Genomic DNA, 18,647 nt, shown 5'->3' with positions numbered 1-18,647 from the left:
TTAATGAGCAGCAGGCTTGGCAGCGGCGGCATCAGCAGCGTCGGCCTTCTTTTTGGCGGATTCAGACTGCTCCTTGGCCCAGGCGTCGTATTCGGCGGCGGGGACTACTTCAAGAATGGCCTTCATCTGGGCATGGCCGGGTCCGCAAAGCTGACCGCAGATGATGTCCCATGAGCCTTCCTTGGTCGGCTTGAACCACATGTGGGATTTCACGCCTGGAGTGGCGTCCTGAGCGGCACGCATCGGCACGAGCGCGAGGTTGTGAATCACATCCTTGCTGGCCACGTCCACGATGACCGGACGGCCGACGGGGAGCTTCATGGTGCCGGGGTTGACGAAGTCGTCCTTGCCATTGGGGTCATGCAGGTCCTTGCCCATGGTATTGGTGGCTCCATCCACGTTGCGCAGATCCCAAGTGCTGAGCATCATGTCGGTGCCGGGGTATTGAAAATTCCAGAGGAACTTCTCGCCCAAGGCGCGCATACGGATGGTGTCGGGGGAGGTGGGGTACTCGTCAGCCTGGCGGGACCAGAGCGGGAAGGCGAAGCCGAGCAGCAGAATGGCTTCAACGATGACGACGCCGATTTCGATGTGGGTCGTCGCGTGGCCGCGGAAACCATGGTAGTCGGCCTTTGCTGTTTTCTTCTGGCGGAAGCGGTAGAAAGCGATGGCAAGGTAGATGGACCAGCCCACGCCGAGCACGACCATGAACCAATGGACAAAACCCAGCATGTGGTCAACCAACCCCCCGTGTTCCGAGGCGTTTGCGGTCTGGCCCAGCCAGACGTTGATGGAATCGATTTTCAGTGACATAAGCGAGAGAAGAGAATCAGACGGCGGTAAGGGAAGGGTGGGAGCGCTGGCGGCGCACAAAGAAATAAACAAAGGAGGCCGCGCAGAGGAACATGAAGGCCAGCACGCCAAGCATGAAAAGAATGGCGAAGCCCTGGGCCTGGCCAACGAGGCTGCCCTTGTCTGCCATGCAGGTGGCGCAGGCGAGGATGGAGGATGGTGATGCGAAAATCATGGCTCAGACGATGATGGTGCGCATTTTCCTGACGAGATACCACACCCCATAGGCCAGGAGGGCCAGGCAGAGCAGGCCCGCATAGTTTTTCAGGGGCGCAGCACCGGCGGCGGCGGCTTCCTCAGGCATGAAATGCATCCACAGCCAGAACGCGGCGTCGCACAAGATGGCGAAGACGAGAAAGACGATGTGGAAGTGCTTGAGCGACATGACCGGTGTGAGAGAAGGATTTTACTGCTGCTCAACAGGGGCGTAGAAGCCCTTGAACTGAAGCGGGTCGTCGTGGGAGAAGATGAAGAGCGCGAAGAGCACCACAGCGAGGACGACGGTGAAAACGAGGATCTTGTAGATCATGCTGCGCTCGTGATTGAGGTGCATGAAGATCAGCGCAACGAGGGTGGCCTTGATCGTCGCCAAGATCATGCCGACGAGGATGTTCAGGCTGTGCGTGGGCAGCTCAACATAGGAGAGCCACACGGTGGCTCCGCTGGCGAGGATCAGGATGCCCCCGATGATGAGGTACCATTTGATCGATTTCTGAATTGCTTCGACGTTGTCGGCCATGGCAGTGAAAAGGTGGGGGATTACAGGAGGTAAAGCAGCGGGAAGAGGAAGATCCAGACGAGGTCAACGAAGTGCCAGAAGAGGCCGCCGACTTCGACGCGGTTGGCGAGATGCTCGGGATCCTGGCGGAGGCGCTTGCCGTCAAAGGCCAGGAAGTAGAGCAGCACCAGGGCACCTGCGATGACGTGCAGGCCGTGGAGGCCAGTGAGCGTGAAGTAGATGGCGTAGTAGGTGTTCAGCTTGGGCGTGAAGTTGGAGAAGAAAGTGATGTCTTTTTTTTCCAGAACCACGGTGGGGTGGTGCGCATGAGCGTCACCATGACCTTCGGCAGGAGCGTGGGCTTCAGCTCCGTGCTTGTCACCGTGAGCCTCGCCAGCGGCGGGCGGAGTGGCGGAATGCAGCTTGAAGAAAAGCGCATCTTTCTGAAGTGTGGCGGAGCGGCTCTTGTCACGAGTCGGGTAGTCCTTCTCGAACTTGGAGATGTGGTGGTCGCGGTTCTCCACGAAGGCTTTCTGCCAGGCTTCACCCAGATAGCGGTGATCAAAGGCGAGGGACTTTTCCGACTGTGCGACGCCGCGGGCGTCCACGCCATCGACTTCGAGGGTCATCTTGTCATCGGCCAGCTTGCCGGTGGCGGTGGTGCCGTCGCGGAAGGTGATGGTGGTGTCGGTGTAGCCAAAGATTTCAGAGGGCTTGGCAGTGATTTTGACCGGAGCGGTGGCAACGAGCTTGATGGATGCGCTGCCCTTGTTCGCGGCGGCGGCTTTCTTGACTGCTTCAGCGCGGAGAGCCTCGAAAGAAGCTTCGTCCAGGCTGATTTCCTGACCGCCTTCAGTCTTGAACTTGGGTGCCGTGCCTTCAATCAAGGGAAGAACATGGGAGACAGGGTCGGCGTTCACAGCGCTCGTCTTGAGCGGAATGGTGAGGTTGAACTCGCTCACGCCGTCAAACTTCACCTGGTAGCCATGGGGAAGGTGCCCAGTAAGAAGCGTGCCGTCGGTCAGCTTGACCGCGTAGTGGGCAAACTTGGCCTTGTACTCAAGGGACTTGTTGAACATGAAGACACCTGCACAAATCACGGTGATGGCCATGTTGATGCGGTACCAGCCGAACTTGCGCAGCTTGAGCATGGCCCAGGCCATGACCACCGTGACGGAGGAGGCGATGAGAACCACGGTGTTGATGAAGCCGAGGGTCACGTCCAGATCATGCACCGGCCATGGATAGTCGGCACCGACGCGGAGGAAGATGTACGCGGAGAACAGGCCGCCGAAGAGCATGACTTCCGAGGCAAGGAAGAGCCAGATGCCGATCTTGGCGTTGTAAAGACCGGTGTCTGGACGGGCGTGAACGGTGTAGGGGATGTCCATTGAAGTAGTCGCGGTGCGCGGTTGGAAGTTCGCGGTTTAGTGATGAGCCTGTGCTTTTTCAGCGATGGCCTTGGGGTCAGGTTTGCCGGGCTCGGACTCCCACTGCGGGTAGAAATCGGAAGAGTGGCCAGGAACGCTGTACTCGTAGGGGCCGCGATGGGCGACTGGGTCGAACAGGAAGTTGCCATGCGGAGGCGGTGTCGGCGTGGCCCACTCCATCGTGGTGGCGTTCCATGGGTTGTCGCTGTTGGACTTTTTGCCGCCCTTCAGGCTGAACCAGAAGTTGATGATGAAGGGCACCTGACCGAGGGCGAGGATGAAAGCCCCGACGGACATGACGATGTTGAGGGACAGCATGTTGTCCGGGATGTCGAGGCCGAAGAAGGCGCCGACTTTGTGGGTCAGAGACGTCGTCCAGTGGGACATCCCGCTGGTGTTTTCAAAGTACTTGCCGCCGTCATACCAGCGACGGTGGAAGCCGGCCATGCCCTGCACAAACATCGGGGCGAAGACCAGGTTCATGCCGAGGAGCGAAGGCCAGAAGTGGAGCTTGCCCAGCTTGTCGTTCATGAAGCGGCCGGTGAATTTCGGGAACCAATGATAGACGCCAGCGAAGAGGGCGAAGATGGTGCCGGGGGCGACAACGTAGTGGAAGTGGCCGATCACGTAGTAGGTGTCGTGCATGGCGAGGTCGATGAACGAGAAAGCCAGAGGCAGACCCGTCAGACCGCCGATGCCGAACATGGGCAGGAACGCGGAGGCAAAGAGCATCTGCGTGTTGAAGCGAATGGAGCCGCCCCAGAGGGAAACCATCATGCAAGTCAGCAGCACCACAGACGGCACGGAGATGAGCACCGTGGTGATCTGGAAGTAGGTGGACATCATGGTGCCCATGCCGGTGAGGTACATGTGATGCGCCCAGACGAGGAAGCTGAGGAAGCCCAGGGTGAGCACGGAGTAAACCATGGACTTGTATCCCCAAAGCGGACGGCGGGCGTTGCAGGGAATGACGTCTGTCAGGATGGCGAAGGCCGGAAGGATGAGAACATACACCTCAGGGTGCGCCAGGAACCAGAACAGATGCTGGTAGAGCAGCGGGCTGCCACCACCGGAGATGTCCAGATGCTTGCCACCTTCCATCAGGCCGGTAGGCAGGTAGAAGGAAGAACCAAACACGCGGTCGGAAAGCTGCAGGATGGCCGCCACTTCAAGAGGAGGGAAGGCGAGCAGGAGGAGGAAGGCGGTTACAAACATGGCCCAGCAGAAGAAGGGCATCTTCATCCAGGAAAGGCCCTTGGTGCGCAGGTTGATGATGGTGGCGATGAAATTGACGGAACCCAGAAGGGAGGCGGAGATGTTGAAAACCATCGCGGTGAGCCACCAGGTGTGACCGTGGCTCCAGATGCTTGTGACGCCGATGTTGGCTGTGGAGGCCAGAGGCGAATACATCGTCCAGCCGGTCTGCACGGGGCCGGTGCCGACGAAGAAGCTGTACATCATCAGCACGCCGCTGATGAAGAAGAACCAGTAGCTCATCATGTTCAGCTTCGGGAACGCCATGTCGATGGTGCCGATCTGGAGAGGCATGACGAAATTGCCGAAGGCGGCAAAGCCAAGAGGCACAATGCCGAAGAACACCATGACCGTGCCGTGCATGGCGCCGAGCATGTTGTACAATTCGCCGTTCAACGAACCGTCTGCATTCAGCCAGCGGCCAAACATTTCCTCAAAGACGCCACCGATGACAGGCAGATGGCGGATGACATCCACCGCTGGCACGGGAAGGCCGGGATAGGCGATGCTCCAGCGCATGAGCAACATGAGGAAGAAGCCAAAGAGCAGGAACATCAGGCCGGTGAGGCCGTACTGCAGACCAATGGTCTTGTGATCGGTGGAGAAGATGTACTTCCAGATGAAGCTTTGTTCATGATGCCCGTGGGCATGATCGTCATGCGAGTGATCGTGGGCGTGAGTGGTGGCGGCGGCGCTCATAGGCTGGGTGTCAAAGGGTCAGAGGGGGTGGGCGTTCGCGAAGTCGAACTCGAAATCGGCGGTGGCCTTGCCGTCACGGACGGTGACGGTGTGGGTGATGCTTTGCGAAAATTGCGGATGCCAGGCTTCAATGACATAGTCACCATCAGCGAGCTTGCGCGGGATGGAAAAGCGTCCGTCGGTGCCTGAGACAGCACTGTGGGCACCTTCATGCACAAAGATCCAGGCGTTCATCCAGCGATGTACGTCACACTCGAGGCGGTAGATGCCGGGAGAACTGAAGGTCTTCACGTTTTCGTCCCCACGGGAAGGCTGGCCAAAGTTGTCGATGTTGGAGCCTTTGCCAAGCCCTTCGTATCGCGCGATGCGGATGTTGTGAAAAGTCAGGTCGCTGTTGTGAAAGCGGACTTCCTGACCGGCCTGGATCGATACCGTGTGTGGCACGAACTCGCACTTTGTCTGGTCGATCAGAGGCGCGGCAGGCAGGTTGCTGGCGCGCTGGCTGCCACGGACGGTGATCACCGCATCTGCCAGAGAACCGTCAGCGGCCACTTTCCAGGTGGAATCAACGATGTCTCCATGGCCGGTGCAGAAGGGATTGCCACCGACGTCGATGACCTTGCGAAGTTTCGCGGCATCAGCGCCCTTCAGAATCACTTTGCCAGTGATGCTCGGGACTTCGGCGATCTCCACCGCAGGAGCCAGCTTCACTTCAGCAGCGGCTTCAGGCGCCTTGCCGCAGCTTACGTTCGCGATCAGCATGACGGCTCCGAAGGCAGCCCAAGGTGCCTTGCGGGAGACGGTTTGCTTCACACGGGTCATTGCAGTTTGAAATTACTTGGCGGCAGGTGCGGCAGCAGTAGCGCCAGGGCCGGCTGGGATCTCACCAGGGATGTTCTTCTCAGCAAAGGGCTCCAGCTCGGCTGCAGTCCACTGCGAGGCACGCTTTTCTTCGTCACGCACCTTTTGCACCATTTCCTTGGTGATCATGGTGGCTTCGTTGCCCCAGGAATTACGGATGTAGGTCAGCACGTTGGCGAGGTCTTGGGAGGACATGGCGGCACCAAAGGCCTGCATGCCGCCGGGGGTGTTGAAGCCCTGGCCTTTGACCGTCACAGGACCCGTAAGGCCATGCTGCACGATGCGGACAAGGCGCTCGGTGCCGCCCAGGACGTATTCAGATCCGGCCAAGGGAGGGAACTGGCCGGGAAGGCCGCCGCCGTTGCCCTGATGGCAACCACCGCAGACGGAATAGCCGCTGGCGCCTTTTTTCATGGCCAGTGCGAAGGGGTCCAGCGCATCGCCAGCTCCGGCTCCGCCTGGACGGGGATCTCCGCCATTGGCAGCAGCGAAGGGATTGCTGACGTTGAAGCTCCAACCGCCAGTCATCGGACCGAGCTGACCGCCAGCGATGATGGCGACGATCATGAGAAGGAACATGGCCCACAGGGGTGCGGGCTGGCTTTGGGGAGCGAGATCTTCCTTCTCGCGCTTCACAGCACTGTGAAGGCGGTCGAGATCGGTGCTGTCAGGATGGGCGGGTGCGCTCATGGGGGCGTGCGGGGTCGCAAGAGGGGCTACTTTTTGGCGGGAGCGGCAGCGACGGCTGCAGACTGTCCGGGGACGGGGTAATCCTTTTTCAGGGAGAGAAGGTATTCGGCAAGGCGTTCGGCCTCAGGAGTCGGAACGATTTCATAACCGGCAGGCGGCGCGAACTTCTTCGGCAGTTTCACAGCATGCTCTGAAACAGGGCCCTGGATTTTCTGCAATTTGAAGAGGCCGGTGTAGGCAGGCATCGTGCTCCAGTCATGCACGGAACGCGGGGAGTAGAGATGCTGATAGATGGCGGCCTTGTCCTTGGCGCGCCAGCCGAAATTGGCGAGGTCCGGACCGACACGCTGGATACCGAGCAGGGCGTATTTCTCACCGAGGTAGTCACGCAGAACGCTAGGGCGTGCGGGTGCTGCAGGGCGTGCTTCCTGATCCTGTCCCCAGCCTTTGTACCAGCCATCGAGGCCGAGCTGAACCGGACGAATCATCTGGGTGTGGCACTGATTGCAGCCTTCACGGATGTAAACGAGCTGGCCCTGGCCATTGACGGGTGCGGGAGGGAAATAGCCTTCGACGCCGTCCTTGTCCTTGTCATAAGCGACGGGGGTGAGCTGCTCATACTGCATCGCCGGAAGGACGATGAGACACAGCCAAGGCAGGCCAAAAGAGGCGGCGAGACCGAGAATGAATGTGCGGAAGTTGGTCATGCGTGGGCTTCGTTAGGAAGGGCGTGATCGTCGTGGTCGTGTTCAAGCAGGGTCGGTGCCGAACTGCGGCGGCCAAGACCTGCAACCATGAGCAGAAGGTGAAGAAGGAACATGCAGTTTGAGAAACTGATGAGCGCCCAGGCCACTGCGCGGGAAACAACATAGGGGCGGGAATTGATCACATGATTCATGAAGGTCTGGTCCCAGTGCTCAGGATTGTTCAGATCCGCACCCTGCTGCCAGCCGGCCACGAGGCTCATGATGACGATGGTGCCGATGCCATAGACCGAGAACCAGAAGTGGTTGCGGATGAGACGGACGCTAAGCCACTCACAGCCGGAAAGACGCGGCACGATGTAGTAGATGGCACCAAAGACGCACATGCTGAAGAAGCCGTAGACGCTGACGGTCTGGAATGCGTACCAGGACTGCGTGAACTGCAGATTCGCTCCGGTCCAGAAGGCGGAATTCAGGGCAAGAACGAGGCCTGAGACAGGATAGAAGAGAGCTCCGAAGAAGATGAAGCGAAGCGTGGGGCTGGTGGCCACGGCACTGTGCTTGCCGATGGTGGTGAGGTGGTGGTTGAGACCGACAAGGCCCACAGGAATGAGGAGAAGGACCCCGGCGCAGGCACCGACGGAAGACATCCAGGCAGGCAGCGGGCCGCCCATGTATTTCTGCATGCCCGTCCAGCCGCCCAGAACTGCGAGGCTCCAGAAACCGGCGGATGCCAGCTGAGCCGAAGCAATCGGCTGTCCGGTGATCTTGGGAATGAAATAATAGGCTGCGCCGACACCGACGGGGACGAAGAACAGCAGGATCACTGCGTGGATGTACCAGGCATCAATGCCAGCACCGATGGCACCCAGGCCAGGCAGGCAATGAAGGGCGACGTTGGCGGTGATGAAGATCCATGGGAACCAGAAGCAGGCGCCAAGGATGTACCACGTGCTGACCATGAAGCCTTCAGGACGGAAGGCGCGGCCAAACATGCGGGCGATGGGCCAGGCATAGCAGAGGAAGCATGCCAGCAGCACAGGCCAGACAAACTTGGGCATTTCGAGCCACTCGATGGATGTGCTCTTTCCCATCAGCACGGCCACAATGCCGAAAGTGATGGTGATGTTCCAGAAGACGCCAGCGGTGATGAGGAGGCTTTTGCCGCCTTTGAGTTCCTGACCGGAACGGCGGGCCATGACCCAGAGCATCACGCCAAGGGCTGCCTGAACGCCCCAGCCATAGACGAGCGCATTGATGTGCGCAGGCTGCAGACGGCCGTAGGTGATGTAGGGGCAGTTTCCGAGGAACTCAGGCTCCACCAGCTTGATCGCGGCCAGAACGCCGAGAACGGTGGAGAGCATGAGCCAGAAGGCTCCGTTGGTGAAGAGGAAGAGCACAGGGCCTTTCACCGACTTGTCGATCGCCGCGCGGCGAAGGTTGTCGGCCTGAAGGTCTGTGTCAGGAGTGGCGGGAGTGGTCTGCATGACTTACTTGGGCGAAGCGGGTGCGGCAGGGGCGGAAGCAGGCGCTGCCGGAGCGGCAGGAGCCGGGGCGGAAGCCGCAGCGGCCTGTTTGAGCTGGGTGGGGGATCCTGGGACAACCTGGGTGCTCACTCCGGGTTTCTTAGCGCCGAGCGCAGCGAGGGTTTTCTCAAAAACCACCTTCTTTTTGGCGGCGTCATCCAAGCCGAGACTTGTCATATTCTTGGCCTGCGCGGCGAGAATCTCAGCAGTGTTGTTGCGGCGTTCCTGCTCACGCGGATCGAAGCCCTGCTTCGAGTCAGTGAGGGCCTGGATGAGGATGAAGAGCACGGCGAAGCCTGCAAAGGCCCCGAGCACCCACACAAAGGTGGCGCCGGCTTTTTTGGGTTGATCTGGCTGCGACATGGAAAAACGGGGGATCAGTTGATGACGTTCACGGACTCAATGAGGCGCGGGTCACGCCATGGATACAGGCTGTATTTGGCCAGGCCACGGAGGTAAAGGAAGCCCATGATGCCAAAGACGGCGCAGAAGGCGGCGATATCCTGAATCCAGGCATAAGGAACCACGACACCGACTCCAAGGGAAGGACCACGCTCAGGGATGACATTCCAGTAGATGTCCACGAGGTGCATGAAGAGGATCCAGAGACAGCCGAGGCTGATGACCACCGGGTTCTTTTTGCGCTTCTGCGAGAGCAGGAAAAGGAAGGGAACGATGAAATGACCCAGGAGGATGAAGATGGAGACAGCCTGCCATCCTTCCGTGTTACGGATGAGGTAGAAGCGGGTTTCTTCCGTGATGTTGGCGTACCAGATCAGGAAATACTGGCTGAAGGCGATGTAGGCCCAGAACACCGTGAAGGCGAAGAGCAGCTTGCCCATGAGATGGTAGTGCTCATCTGTGACCACCTTCTGCAGGTAGCCCAGACCGCGCAGCCAGGTGACGACCAAGATCGAGACCGCCATGGAGGCCCAGGCGCAGCCCGCGAAGATGTAAACACCCCACATGGTGGAGAACCAGCTGTAGTCCAGGCCCACGAGCCAGTCATAGGCGGCAAAGGTGACGGTCAGCGCGAAGGGCAGCAGCACAATGCAGGAGAACTGGCGGGACCAGATCGTGTGCTTGATGTCTCCATCCTGCTCCTGTTTGAGGGACTTGCCACGAAGGGTGCTGGCGATGAACCAGAGCACGAGGAAATAGGCGAAGAAGCGGGTGTACCAGGAGAATCCGGTGGGATTCAGGTTCATGTAACCAAACTTTGTGACCAGCACGTGCAGGTGGGGATTGGGCTCAAGGTGAACCTTCTTGCCATCACGCTCCACTTCGCCGCCATGCTCCACCATGTGATGCAGCGCCTTCTTGACGGAAATGTTTTCCGCTTTGGCGATCTGTGCAGCGTCACGATGATGGTTCATCCACTCATAGAGCGGAGTCTGCACAGCCGGGAGGAGCAGCGGAGAGGAAAGAATGGCCAGCGGGATGACCATGTTTGCCAGATTTTCCCAGAGGCGGCGCACTGCCACACCCCAGCTGGAGTTCGAAGCGCTGTGGAGCAGGATCCAGAAGCAGCCGCCAACCACGAAGGTGAAGCAGAAGAAGACCGCAAACAGCCAGGAGTAGGCAAAGGTGTCTGTGTTCTTGAAGAAGAACCAGAGGGACGCAAGGAAACCGAGCCCGCCGAACAGGCCGAGCGTGCCGATGAGCTTGCCGCCCTTGGCTGGTTCGAATTTTTCTCCGCCCTGGGGCAGATCGTTGAAGTTGACGTGGTGACTCATGCCGGGATTCGCGTGATCGTGCCGTTACTGGAGGGGAAGGGTGACGCCAGACTCTTTAGCGGCGAGTTGCAGAGAGCGGATGTAGGCCACAATGGCCCAGCGGTCGCGCAGGGTGATGTTGCCGCCATAGCCGCCCATGAGGCCTTTGCCGTTGGTGATGACGTCGAAGATGGCGCCATCCGCACGATAGGCTGCTGCGTTGGCGGGGTCCAGATTGCCAGGCTGCTGGAAGTTGAAGGCGGTGAGGATGCCGTATTTGGAGGTCACGCCTTTGCCATTGCCGGAGGTGCCGTGGCAGATGGCGCAGTTGATGTTGTAGCGCTGCTCACCACGCTTGATGAACTCAGCATTGAAAACGCTTTTGTCGCCTGTGATCTCGGCTGGCAGTCCGTCGCCGTAGAAATCACCGACCTTGCCAGTGTCGTAATATCCCAGGCCGCTGGTGAAGGCGACACGGGCAGGCTTGACACCTTTCGCCGCCGGTTTGGCGGGAATCTCAAAGCCCATGGGCAGCGTGCCTTTGACTGGCAGGCGTGCACCACGGCCATCGGCGAAGAACTCGCTGGCGGCCTGATACTTGACCTTGGCCTGGTGGTCCATGTCAGGAAGGATTTCAATGGGAGGCAGCTCCGACTTGGAACCACGGAAGCCAAACGCGCTCACAATGATCGCGCCGACAAACAGATAGCTGAGAAAGAAGTACTTCATGGTGCGGGTAAGCGAGGCTTAGATTTCGTCCTCCACGAGTTCGATGTTCTTGCCGCCGGCTTTTTCGAGAAGGCTTTTGGTGCCTTCCTGGGAGAATTTGGGGTCGCGGGCTTCGATGCAGACGAAGAAGCCGTCGTCCGAGAACTTGCTGAAGTTCTTCGACACAAACAGCGGATGGTTCCAGCGGGGGAGACCAATGAGAGCCAGCAGGCCAAACAGGGTGGTGAAGGCGCTGAAAAGGATCGTCAGCTCAAACATCACGGGGAAGAAGGCCGGCAGCGTCCAGATGTCCGTGGGCTTGCCCTGAACCACAGTTGGGTAGGTTTCGACGATCTTCTGGAGAAAGCCGAGGCCGATGTGGCTCCAGAAATTGGTCTGGGTGATGGTTTCCAGCGTGAAAGCAATCGTGGTGCCGGTGATGCCACCGCAGAAGACGAAAACAGGCAGCTTGGAGCGCGGGTTGCCCATCGCGTCATCCATCCCGTGGATCGGGAAGGGGGAGTGTACGTCCCAGCGCTGGTAACCTGCATCGCGCACATGCTCGGCAGCATGGTAGAGGTCCTTCACGCTGTCGAATTCAGCGAGGTAGCCGTGGACTCGTTTGAGGGTGGTGCTCACAGTCGGGGTGCGGTTGAAAGGTTAGGCAGCAGCGGGTTTGGCGACGTGACGGTCAGGATAGTCCATGAGGTCCTCCTCCTGGATGCCTTTCTCAGCATGGTCGTCCTTGTGCGGGTCAGACTGCGGAAGGACGCCTTTGACTTCACCGATGGCGATGACCGGCAGGAAACGCAGGAACAGCAGGAACAGCATCATGAAGAAGCCGAAGGTGCCGAGGAAGGTGTACTTATCGACCCAGGTGGCCTCATAGACGCGCCAGGAGCCCGGAGTCATGTGACGCTCAAGCGTGGTGGCGATGATGACGTAGCGCTCGAACCACATGCCGGCGTTCACGAACATGCAAACGATCATGACCACCCACACATTGTGACGGCACCAGCGGCTCCAGAAGAGCTGAGGAGCAAACACGTTGCAGCCAAACATCCAGTAGTAGGCCCAAGTGGAAGGACCGGTGAGGCCGCGAAGGGTGAAGGCATCAGCTTCATACGGGTTGGCACTGTAGTAGGCCACGAAGAGCTCCATGCAGTAGGCGTAGCCGACGATCGTGCCCGTGAGCAGGATGATCTTGGCCATGTTGTCCACATGCTTGGGGGTGATGAGATCGTCCAGGCCGTAGATGCGGCGCACCGGAAGCATGAGGGTGAGCACCATGGCGAAACCGCCGAAGATAGCACCTGCCACGAAGTAGGGCGGGAAGATGGTGGTGTGCCAGCCGGGAACGACAGAGGTGGCGAAGTCGAAGGACACGACTGAGTGCACGGAAAGCACCAGCGGTGTGGAGAGAGCGGCCAGCAACATGTAGGCCGTCTCATAGTGGCTCCAATGGCGGTTGCCACCGCGCCAGCCGAGGGCGAACAGACCGTAGAGGAATTTTTTCAGCCCCGGGCGGCAGCGGTCGCGCAGCGTGGCAAGGTCAGGCACAAGGCCCAGGAACCAGAACACCGCAGAGACGGAGAAGTAGGTGGACACCGCGAACACGTCCCAGAGCAGGGGGGACTTGAAGTTCTGCCAGATGGCGTTGGCGTTCGGGATGGGAGCGAGGAACCACACCATCCACACACGACCGACGTGGAAGGCGGGGAAGAGACCGGCGCACATCACGGCGAAGATGGTCATGGCTTCCGCAGCGCGGTTCACAGAAGTACGCCACTTCTGACGGGTGAGGAACAAGATGGCGGAAATCAGGGTGCCGGCGTGGCCGATACCGATCCAGAACACGAAGTTGGTGATGTCCCAGGCCCAGGCGACGGGCTGCTTCTGACCCCAGACACCGACGCCGGTGGAAATGAGGTAGGTGAAGCAGAAAACCATCAGTCCGGTGAGCAACACGGAAGGAACAAACAGGATCCACCAGAGGGCGGGCTGCTTGTTTTCCACGATGCCGCAGATGCGGTTCGTGATCCAAGAATAGGAACGGTTGTTCAACACCAGCGGCTCGCGGTCGAGGATACGCGGGGTGTTTGATGCTGTAGCGGAGGCGTCCATGTGTCCGGGTTAGTATTGATTGTTGCTCCACACGGCGATGTTTTCGGCGCCGGGCATGTTCTTGTTCGGATTACGCAGACGTGCGAGGTAGCTCGTGCGCGGGCGGGTGCCGATGTACTTGAGCAACTGGTAGTCGCGTGGCGACGCCTTCGACTTGACGACGGCGGATTTCGGATCGGCCAGGTCGCCGAAGATGATCGCATCTGCAGGGCAGGACTGCTGGCAGGCGGTCTTGACGGTGTCGGTCGGCACGCGGAAGTTTTTGGAGTCGCGCTGTTCCTGCTTCTGCAGGATCTTGGCGGATTCGAGGCGCTGCACACAGTAGGTGCACTTCTCGATGACACCGCGCATACGGACGGTGACGTTCGGATTGCGCTGAAGGCGGATGCTTTCGTCCTCGCGCTTCTCACCCAGCGGACCGGCATAAAGGTTGCCGACTTTGAGGCCGAGCACGGAGGTTTCGATCAGCGGATTGCGCTTGTTGTAGTCGAACCAGTTGAAGCGGCGGGCGGTGTAAGGGCAGTTGTTTGCGCAGTAGCGGGTGCCGATGCAGCGGTTGTAGGCCATGGCGTTGAGGCCATCTGGCGTGTGGACGGTGGCGTTCACAGGGCAGACGGTTTCGCACGGGGCGGACTCGCACTGCTGGCAGGCCAGCGGCTGGTGCACCATTTCGGCGTTTTCCAGCTGCTCGGGCGTGGCATTGTCTTCGGCCCAGGTAGTCTCCTGGTCAACGCCAACGCTGCCGTCTTCGTTCTTGCGGGAACCCCACTTTGGCACCGCGAAATAGCGGTCCATGCGGATCCACTGCATCACACGTCCTTTGCGGACCTGATCTTTACCAACGACGGGGATGTTGTTTTCGCTCTGGCAGGCAACGATGCAAGCCGTGCAGCCAATGCACTTGCTGAGGTCGATCGTCATGCCCCACTGGTGCTGCTTCTCGTAATCGAAGCCGTCCGGGTTTTTCTCGGACTTCACACCGACCTGGCCCTTGTAGAAGGAAATGTTTTCCGGGATGTGGCTGTCCATGCCGGTCTTCTGCGCGAAGGCCGTGTCCTTGTTGAAGGTGTCGAGCGTGCCTTCACGATACAGCGCGCGTCCTTCCATCGTATTGTGCTCCTGGGTGATGGCCAGTTCAGCGATGGTGGGGAGGACTTCGATCTTGGCACCGCTCAGGACGAACGTGCCGGGCTGCTTGCGCAGGGCGTAGGCATTTGCACCACGGCCGCTGCCGACCACACCAACGCCCGTCTGTCCGTAGCCGAGAGGCAGGGTGATGGAGTTGGAAACATGTCCCGGTGCTTCGATGGCAGGGATCTCAATGGCGGTGTCGCCGACGGTGATCTTGACGTGCTGGCCCTCCTTGAGGCCCAGGCGGCGGAAGGTGACAGAACCAATCCAGGCCGCATTTTCCCAGGTCAGCTTTGTCACTGGATCAGGCGCTTCCTGAAGCCAGGCGTTGTTGGCATACCGGCCGTCATAGACGCTGGAGTCTGCCACGAGCACCACTTCAGGCGCATCATCCGTGGGAGCTGCCAAAGGCGTGGCTTTGGCGACGATGCCCGCAACGGCAGCGACGTTCGGAGCCGCAGTGGCTTTGGCATAGGCGGATCCTTGGAGGAAACCGTCACGCAGGGTGAAATTCCATTTCTTTTCGTCGAGGCTGCCAGCAACGCTTGCGAAGGTGTCGCGCACAGCGGTGTAGGCGGCGTCTTCGGCCGGAGCAGCAGGGGCTGCACCGGCGGCGGCAGGCGCTGCAGCTTCGGCAGGGCCAAGCTTTTTGCGACCGAGAAGCGCCAGAAGGACTTCCACGCCGCTGGCACCATCATACAACGGTGCGATCATTGGCTGGACGATGGAGTAGGTGCCATCAGCTGCACGCACGTCTCCCCAGGTTTCGAGGTAGTGAGCCGCCGGAATGTGCAGGGCAGCCTGACGTGCCGTGACATTTTTCTGCGTGCCGACGTGGATCAGTTTCACGCCCTTGTCTGCAACCAGCTTGGCCAGTGCTGCAGCATCCGGAGCATCGTAGTAGAGGCTGGACGGAGTGAGGGAAAGGAGCGTCTTGACCTGACCACCGCTGATGGCGGCCTGCAGGTCGGCGAAGGTGCCGAGTTCAGGGGAGGCAGGGGCCTGGAGCAGCTCGATGGTCGAGCCATAGGCGCCAAGGGCATTGTTGATCGAGGCGACGAGCGCATGCACTTCAGCGCCGTAGCGGGAACCGGCAAGCACCACAGCCTTGCCTTTGTTGTCGATCAAATCATTCACCGCAGGGACGATCCAGTCCTTGAGGCTGGCGGGCGCAGTATCGGCCAGCGCCTTGGCGGAGGTGTCTCCGAGCTGGGAAGCGATGAGGGCGGCAGCCACGGGGATGAGGCTGGCAGGGAGCGCCTTGCGGTGGTCGGCCATGCCGCCGGTCAGGGTGTAGCGGTTTTCCAGAACGTAGAGGCGGTTCATGTCCCGCTCTGGCGTCTTGGTGTCCGTAGCGCGCTTCTTGGTGAAGGCAGAGATTGGCTCGCCGGCCACAGGATCGACACCGATGAAGTCGCAATCCAAAGAGAGAATGCGCATCGCGGAGCCGAGCTTCAGGAAGGGCTTCACGCCCGCGCCCAGCACTTCCTTGCTGGCAGCAGCCTGGCCTTCGCCACCCACGGCTTCGTACTGGAACAGTTTGACCTGAGGGAAGGCGGCCTTCACTTCGCCCAGCAGACGCTGGTCGGTCGGGGAGGAGGAGGAGCCCACCACGATGCCAAGGCTGGCACCTGAGGATTTTTTCGCTTCAGCAACGGCTGCGGAGAGCAGCTCGTTTGCCTTGGCCCAGGGGAGCTCCTTGCCAGAGCCCATGGGCTTCTGGGAGCGCTCCGGATCATAGAGGTCCAGCACGGAAGCCTGAGCAAAGCTGCTGATGCCGCCGCCAAGGGGGTGCAAAGGATTGCCAGCGAGATGGGTCGGACGACCTTCATGCGTGGTGACCACGAGAGGCACCGCAACGCCGTTCAGCGGCATGCTGGTGGCGTAAAGCAGCGACTTGCCCGGCACCATCCACTCAACGTGCTGGGTGTAGGGCAGGATGTTGACGAGGGGACGGCGGCAGCTGGCCAGACCCATCATGCCCACGCTGGCACCCATGATCTTCAAAAATTCGCGGCGGCTGTTCTCGCGCTCTTCTTCATTGAGCGTGTCCCCCTCGGGGAATTCACGGCCCAGGTTTTTCAAGAAATCTTCGCGACGATCCAGTTCGGCGACACTGCGCCAGTAGCGCTTGGCGTTCTGCGGCTCCTCAGGATGCTTCCAAATGCGTTTCATGTGTCAGAAAAAGGGGCGCGGGGGTTAGCGATGGCAGGTGGTGCAGGATTCCGGCGGCTGAATCTGCCAGTGCTTCTTGATCTGGGTGCCCACTTCAGTCTGGGTCACAGTCTTACCGTAAGTTTTTTCCGCGAGAGCGACGATCTGCTCGAGGCTGTCCGCCTTGGCGCCTTCGCCAGCGATGGTGGATGCGATTTCGGCAGCCGGAACCTTCTTGTCGAGAAGGGTCTGGTAGAATTCGCCACGCTTCAGGTCGCTCGCCTGGTAGTCCAGTTTGGTGACGAACTCCAGCGGACGGAGGTTCTTCTCAGGGTTGCGGTGGCAGTCAAGGCACCAGCCCATGGACTGCGGCTGATCATGACGGACGACTTCCATTTCATTGATCTTGCCGTGGCAGGACACACAGGAGATACCGCGGTTGAGATGGGCGCTGTGGTTGAAGTAGACGTAGTCAGGCGCCTTGTGAACCTTGACCCAGGGGATGGAGCTGCCGGTTTCGTTGGCCTTGATGACCATCTCCAGCTTCGGAGAGCTGCTGCGGATGTTGCCTTTGCCCGGACCATGGCAGTTGAAGCAGGTCTGATTCGTAGGCACGTTCGAGTGGCTGGAGGTCTCAGCGAAGCTGTGGCAGTAGCGGCAGTCTAGCGCAAGCTGTCCAGCATGGATTTTGTGTGAGAACGGCACCGGCTGCGTCGGTTCATAGCCTACGCGAGTGTATTTCGGTGTGAAGTAGTAGGCGACGCCGACACTCACGCCGAAGGCAATGAACACGACGGCAATGGCGAGCTTGAGCGGCAGCCAGTTGGTCCAACGCGGAAAAAAGTTACCCATAGAATGTGTCGGCAGATGAGCTTGTGAAAAATTTCACAAGGAGATTCAGAATAGGGAGACGTGAGCATGTTTGCAACCGTCATCTTGTTTTTTTTGAACTTTTATGCGCAAAGCTTGTTTATTGCGATTCTGTCGCAAAAAAATGCCGTTTCGAGCGCGCTTTCTCCTTTCCGGCCCTCAACCCCACTCCACCCAGAGCAAATTGTGCTCAAAATCCAGGGTGACGCGATAGTCCTCCAAAAGATAGGTGCCCAGACGTGACGGGCCGGGCATGACATCCACCTGGGCGAAAGGGTAGTAGGAGCCAAACAAACCGAGCGCATTGAACTCCAGCACCCGGACATTCGCATCCTTAGGTGTCTGCGCGCCACCGACGCCCGTGATCAGGTAGTTTCCACCCACATTCCAGCCGCCGTTTCGGTAGCCGAGCACTTCAGCGACGCGGCGGTCCAGCTGCACACCAAAGACGGAGCCCGAGTCAACAACGGCCTCCCAGGAAAGCTTGCCATATTTCAGGAGCGTTGTGGGCACGCCGTGCTTCATGCTGAGGCCCGCTTTGTGCATGTGCTTGCGCACGGGCCCTGGAAAGCTGCGGGTGAACCCGAACTCCACCTCATCTTCCAAAAAGTCGAGCGTGAGGTACTTGCAGTGCCTGGAGACCAGATTCACGCCGAGCAGGGAAATGCCCAGATGCTCCTTCAAGATGCCGCTGCCCACGGCGGTGCGCTGCATGCGGATGATGCAAGGCAGGTTCTCCAGACGCCATGTGCCGATCTGCAATGACGGGATCAGCGCCGCCATGCCCGGCTCTTTTCCCAGCACACCTGACATGGTGGGGCGTACCTGCGGCACGGTGCGCAGACCGTATTCCACCGCCTGCTCGGCATCGAAAACGCTGTTGGCCGCCCCGGTGTCGAGCATGAACTTTTTGGGTTTGTGGCCATTGAGGCTCACTTTGAGGTAGGGAACACCGCGCTCATAATGCATCGGAACCTTGAGCACCCCTTCCGGAGGCGGGACGCTGTGGGTGCGGATGCTCATGCCACCCTTTGCAGTCATCTTGATCTCGGAGGCTGAAATCGCCTGGGCATGCAGCTGATTTTGCAACTCCGCCGGCACGGCCTCATTTTTCACGGCAAACGAGTCGGCACAACCTGTGAGAACTGTCATTGCAGCGACCGTCAGTGCCATCCTCGGGATGGAGGTGAAAAGCAATGAATTCATATTAG

General features: G+C 59.5%; 18 protein-coding genes. All 18 read right to left on the bottom strand.

Annotation, left to right across the window (positions count from 1 at the left end; translation table 11 throughout):
• The 18 genes from ACFQDI_RS24075 to ACFQDI_RS23990 all read right to left on the bottom strand — a co-directional run bounded on the left by ACFQDI_RS24075 (position 1) and on the right by ACFQDI_RS23990 (position 18,642).
• Positions 1 to 813 (bottom strand): cytochrome c oxidase subunit II, encoded by an 813-nt coding sequence (locus tag ACFQDI_RS24075; protein WP_377171848.1) that lies wholly within the window; start codon positions 811 to 813, stop codon positions 1 to 3.
• A gap of 16 nt (positions 814 to 829) precedes the next feature.
• Positions 830 to 1,027 (bottom strand): hypothetical protein, encoded by a 198-nt coding sequence (locus ACFQDI_RS24070; RefSeq protein WP_377171846.1) that lies wholly within the window; start codon positions 1,025 to 1,027, stop codon positions 830 to 832.
• A gap of 3 nt (positions 1,028 to 1,030) precedes the next feature.
• The gene (locus ACFQDI_RS24065) at positions 1,031 to 1,237 is read right to left on the bottom strand and encodes a hypothetical protein (RefSeq protein WP_377171844.1); all 207 of its coding nucleotides are present in this window, start codon (positions 1,235 to 1,237) and stop codon (positions 1,031 to 1,033) included.
• A gap of 21 nt (positions 1,238 to 1,258) precedes the next feature.
• A complete protein-coding gene (locus ACFQDI_RS24060) occupies positions 1,259 to 1,591 on the bottom strand; it encodes a cytochrome C oxidase subunit IV family protein (RefSeq protein WP_377171842.1) in 333 nt (110 codons plus the stop codon).
• Positions 1,592 to 1,611: 20 nt separating this feature from the next.
• Positions 1,612 to 2,961, bottom strand: a complete 1,350-nt coding sequence (locus ACFQDI_RS24055; protein WP_377171840.1) for a cytochrome c oxidase subunit 3 — start codon at positions 2,959 to 2,961, stop codon at positions 1,612 to 1,614.
• Positions 2,962 to 2,997: 36 nt separating this feature from the next.
• Entirely contained in the window at positions 2,998 to 4,953 is a 1,956-nt protein-coding gene (locus ACFQDI_RS24050) for a cytochrome c oxidase subunit I (protein WP_377171838.1), read from the bottom strand.
• An 18-nt stretch (positions 4,954 to 4,971) separates the two neighbouring features.
• Positions 4,972 to 5,775 (bottom strand): carboxypeptidase regulatory-like domain-containing protein, encoded by an 804-nt coding sequence (locus ACFQDI_RS24045; RefSeq protein WP_377171836.1) that lies wholly within the window; start codon positions 5,773 to 5,775, stop codon positions 4,972 to 4,974.
• 12 nt (positions 5,776 to 5,787) lie between these two features.
• On the bottom strand, positions 5,788 to 6,504 hold the full coding sequence (locus ACFQDI_RS24040; RefSeq protein WP_377171834.1) for a c-type cytochrome: 717 nt from the start codon (positions 6,502 to 6,504) through the stop codon (positions 5,788 to 5,790).
• A 26-nt stretch (positions 6,505 to 6,530) separates the two neighbouring features.
• Positions 6,531 to 7,211: a cbb3-type cytochrome c oxidase subunit II gene (locus tag ACFQDI_RS24035; protein WP_377171832.1), complete on the bottom strand. Its 681-nt coding sequence runs from the start codon at positions 7,209 to 7,211 to the stop codon at positions 6,531 to 6,533.
• Entirely contained in the window at positions 7,208 to 8,695 is a 1,488-nt protein-coding gene (locus ACFQDI_RS24030) for a cbb3-type cytochrome c oxidase subunit I (RefSeq protein WP_377171830.1), read from the bottom strand. Before ACFQDI_RS24030 ends, ACFQDI_RS24035 begins: the two co-directional genes overlap by 4 nt.
• A gap of 3 nt (positions 8,696 to 8,698) precedes the next feature.
• Complete coding sequence (locus tag ACFQDI_RS24025) at positions 8,699 to 9,097, bottom strand: hypothetical protein (RefSeq protein WP_377171828.1); 399 nt, start codon at positions 9,095 to 9,097, stop codon at positions 8,699 to 8,701.
• A 14-nt stretch (positions 9,098 to 9,111) separates the two neighbouring features.
• On the bottom strand, positions 9,112 to 10,470 hold the full coding sequence (locus tag ACFQDI_RS24020; RefSeq protein WP_377171826.1) for a hypothetical protein: 1,359 nt from the start codon (positions 10,468 to 10,470) through the stop codon (positions 9,112 to 9,114).
• A gap of 24 nt (positions 10,471 to 10,494) precedes the next feature.
• On the bottom strand, positions 10,495 to 11,178 hold the full coding sequence (locus ACFQDI_RS24015; RefSeq protein ID WP_377171824.1) for a c-type cytochrome: 684 nt from the start codon (positions 11,176 to 11,178) through the stop codon (positions 10,495 to 10,497).
• Between the two features lie 18 nt (positions 11,179 to 11,196).
• The gene (locus ACFQDI_RS24010) at positions 11,197 to 11,796 is read right to left on the bottom strand and encodes a DUF3341 domain-containing protein (RefSeq protein ID WP_377171822.1); all 600 of its coding nucleotides are present in this window, start codon (positions 11,794 to 11,796) and stop codon (positions 11,197 to 11,199) included.
• 21 nt (positions 11,797 to 11,817) lie between these two features.
• Positions 11,818 to 13,281 carry an NrfD/PsrC family molybdoenzyme membrane anchor subunit gene (nrfD, locus tag ACFQDI_RS24005; RefSeq protein WP_377171820.1) on the bottom strand — a complete coding sequence of 488 codons (1,464 nt, stop codon included), beginning with the start codon at positions 13,279 to 13,281 and terminating at the stop codon, positions 11,818 to 11,820.
• Between the two features lie 9 nt (positions 13,282 to 13,290).
• Complete coding sequence (locus ACFQDI_RS24000; RefSeq protein WP_377171818.1) at positions 13,291 to 16,587, bottom strand: TAT-variant-translocated molybdopterin oxidoreductase; 3,297 nt, start codon at positions 16,585 to 16,587, stop codon at positions 13,291 to 13,293.
• A 24-nt stretch (positions 16,588 to 16,611) separates the two neighbouring features.
• Entirely contained in the window at positions 16,612 to 17,418 is an 807-nt protein-coding gene (locus ACFQDI_RS23995) for a cytochrome c3 family protein (RefSeq protein WP_377171816.1), read from the bottom strand.
• Positions 17,419 to 17,595: 177 nt separating this feature from the next.
• Positions 17,596 to 18,642, bottom strand: coding sequence for a retropepsin-like aspartic protease (locus ACFQDI_RS23990; RefSeq protein WP_377171814.1), 1,047 nt, complete (start codon positions 18,640 to 18,642; stop codon positions 17,596 to 17,598).
• Positions 18,643 to 18,647 lie beyond the last annotated feature (5 nt).

This window comes from Prosthecobacter fluviatilis (genome assembly GCF_042655725.1).
GTDB lineage: Bacteria > Verrucomicrobiota > Verrucomicrobiia > Verrucomicrobiales > Verrucomicrobiaceae > Prosthecobacter > Prosthecobacter fluviatilis.
The sequence above is the reverse complement of the archived record's forward strand: the minus strand, read 5'-3'. Positions and strand labels throughout refer to the sequence as shown.

Coding starts and splice junctions, on each gene's coding strand:
- ACFQDI_RS23995 (WP_377171816.1), bottom strand. CDS start 17,418: ATGGGTAACTTTTTTCCGCGTTGGACCAACTGGCTGCCGCTCAAGCTC.
- ACFQDI_RS24030 (WP_377171830.1), bottom strand. CDS start 8,695: ATGCAGACCACTCCCGCCACTCCTGACACAGACCTTCAGGCCGACAAC.
- ACFQDI_RS24035 (WP_377171832.1), bottom strand. CDS start 7,211: ATGACCAACTTCCGCACATTCATTCTCGGTCTCGCCGCCTCTTTTGGC.
- ACFQDI_RS24070 (WP_377171846.1), bottom strand. CDS start 1,027: ATGATTTTCGCATCACCATCCTCCATCCTCGCCTGCGCCACCTGCATG.
- ACFQDI_RS24055 (WP_377171840.1), bottom strand. CDS start 2,961: ATGGACATCCCCTACACCGTTCACGCCCGTCCAGACACCGGTCTTTAC.
- ACFQDI_RS24065 (WP_377171844.1), bottom strand. CDS start 1,237: ATGTCGCTCAAGCACTTCCACATCGTCTTTCTCGTCTTCGCCATCTTG.
- ACFQDI_RS24000 (WP_377171818.1), bottom strand. CDS start 16,587: ATGAAACGCATTTGGAAGCATCCTGAGGAGCCGCAGAACGCCAAGCGC.
- ACFQDI_RS23990 (WP_377171814.1), bottom strand. CDS start 18,642: ATGAATTCATTGCTTTTCACCTCCATCCCGAGGATGGCACTGACGGTC.
- ACFQDI_RS24075 (WP_377171848.1), bottom strand. CDS start 813: ATGTCACTGAAAATCGATTCCATCAACGTCTGGCTGGGCCAGACCGCA.
- ACFQDI_RS24015 (WP_377171824.1), bottom strand. CDS start 11,178: ATGAAGTACTTCTTTCTCAGCTATCTGTTTGTCGGCGCGATCATTGTG.
- ACFQDI_RS24040 (WP_377171834.1), bottom strand. CDS start 6,504: ATGAGCGCACCCGCCCATCCTGACAGCACCGATCTCGACCGCCTTCAC.
- ACFQDI_RS24060 (WP_377171842.1), bottom strand. CDS start 1,591: ATGGCCGACAACGTCGAAGCAATTCAGAAATCGATCAAATGGTACCTC.
- ACFQDI_RS24025 (WP_377171828.1), bottom strand. CDS start 9,097: ATGTCGCAGCCAGATCAACCCAAAAAAGCCGGCGCCACCTTTGTGTGG.
- nrfD (WP_377171820.1), bottom strand. CDS start 13,281: ATGGACGCCTCCGCTACAGCATCAAACACCCCGCGTATCCTCGACCGC.
- ACFQDI_RS24020 (WP_377171826.1), bottom strand. CDS start 10,470: ATGAGTCACCACGTCAACTTCAACGATCTGCCCCAGGGCGGAGAAAAA.
- ACFQDI_RS24050 (WP_377171838.1), bottom strand. CDS start 4,953: ATGAGCGCCGCCGCCACCACTCACGCCCACGATCACTCGCATGACGAT.
- ACFQDI_RS24045 (WP_377171836.1), bottom strand. CDS start 5,775: ATGACCCGTGTGAAGCAAACCGTCTCCCGCAAGGCACCTTGGGCTGCC.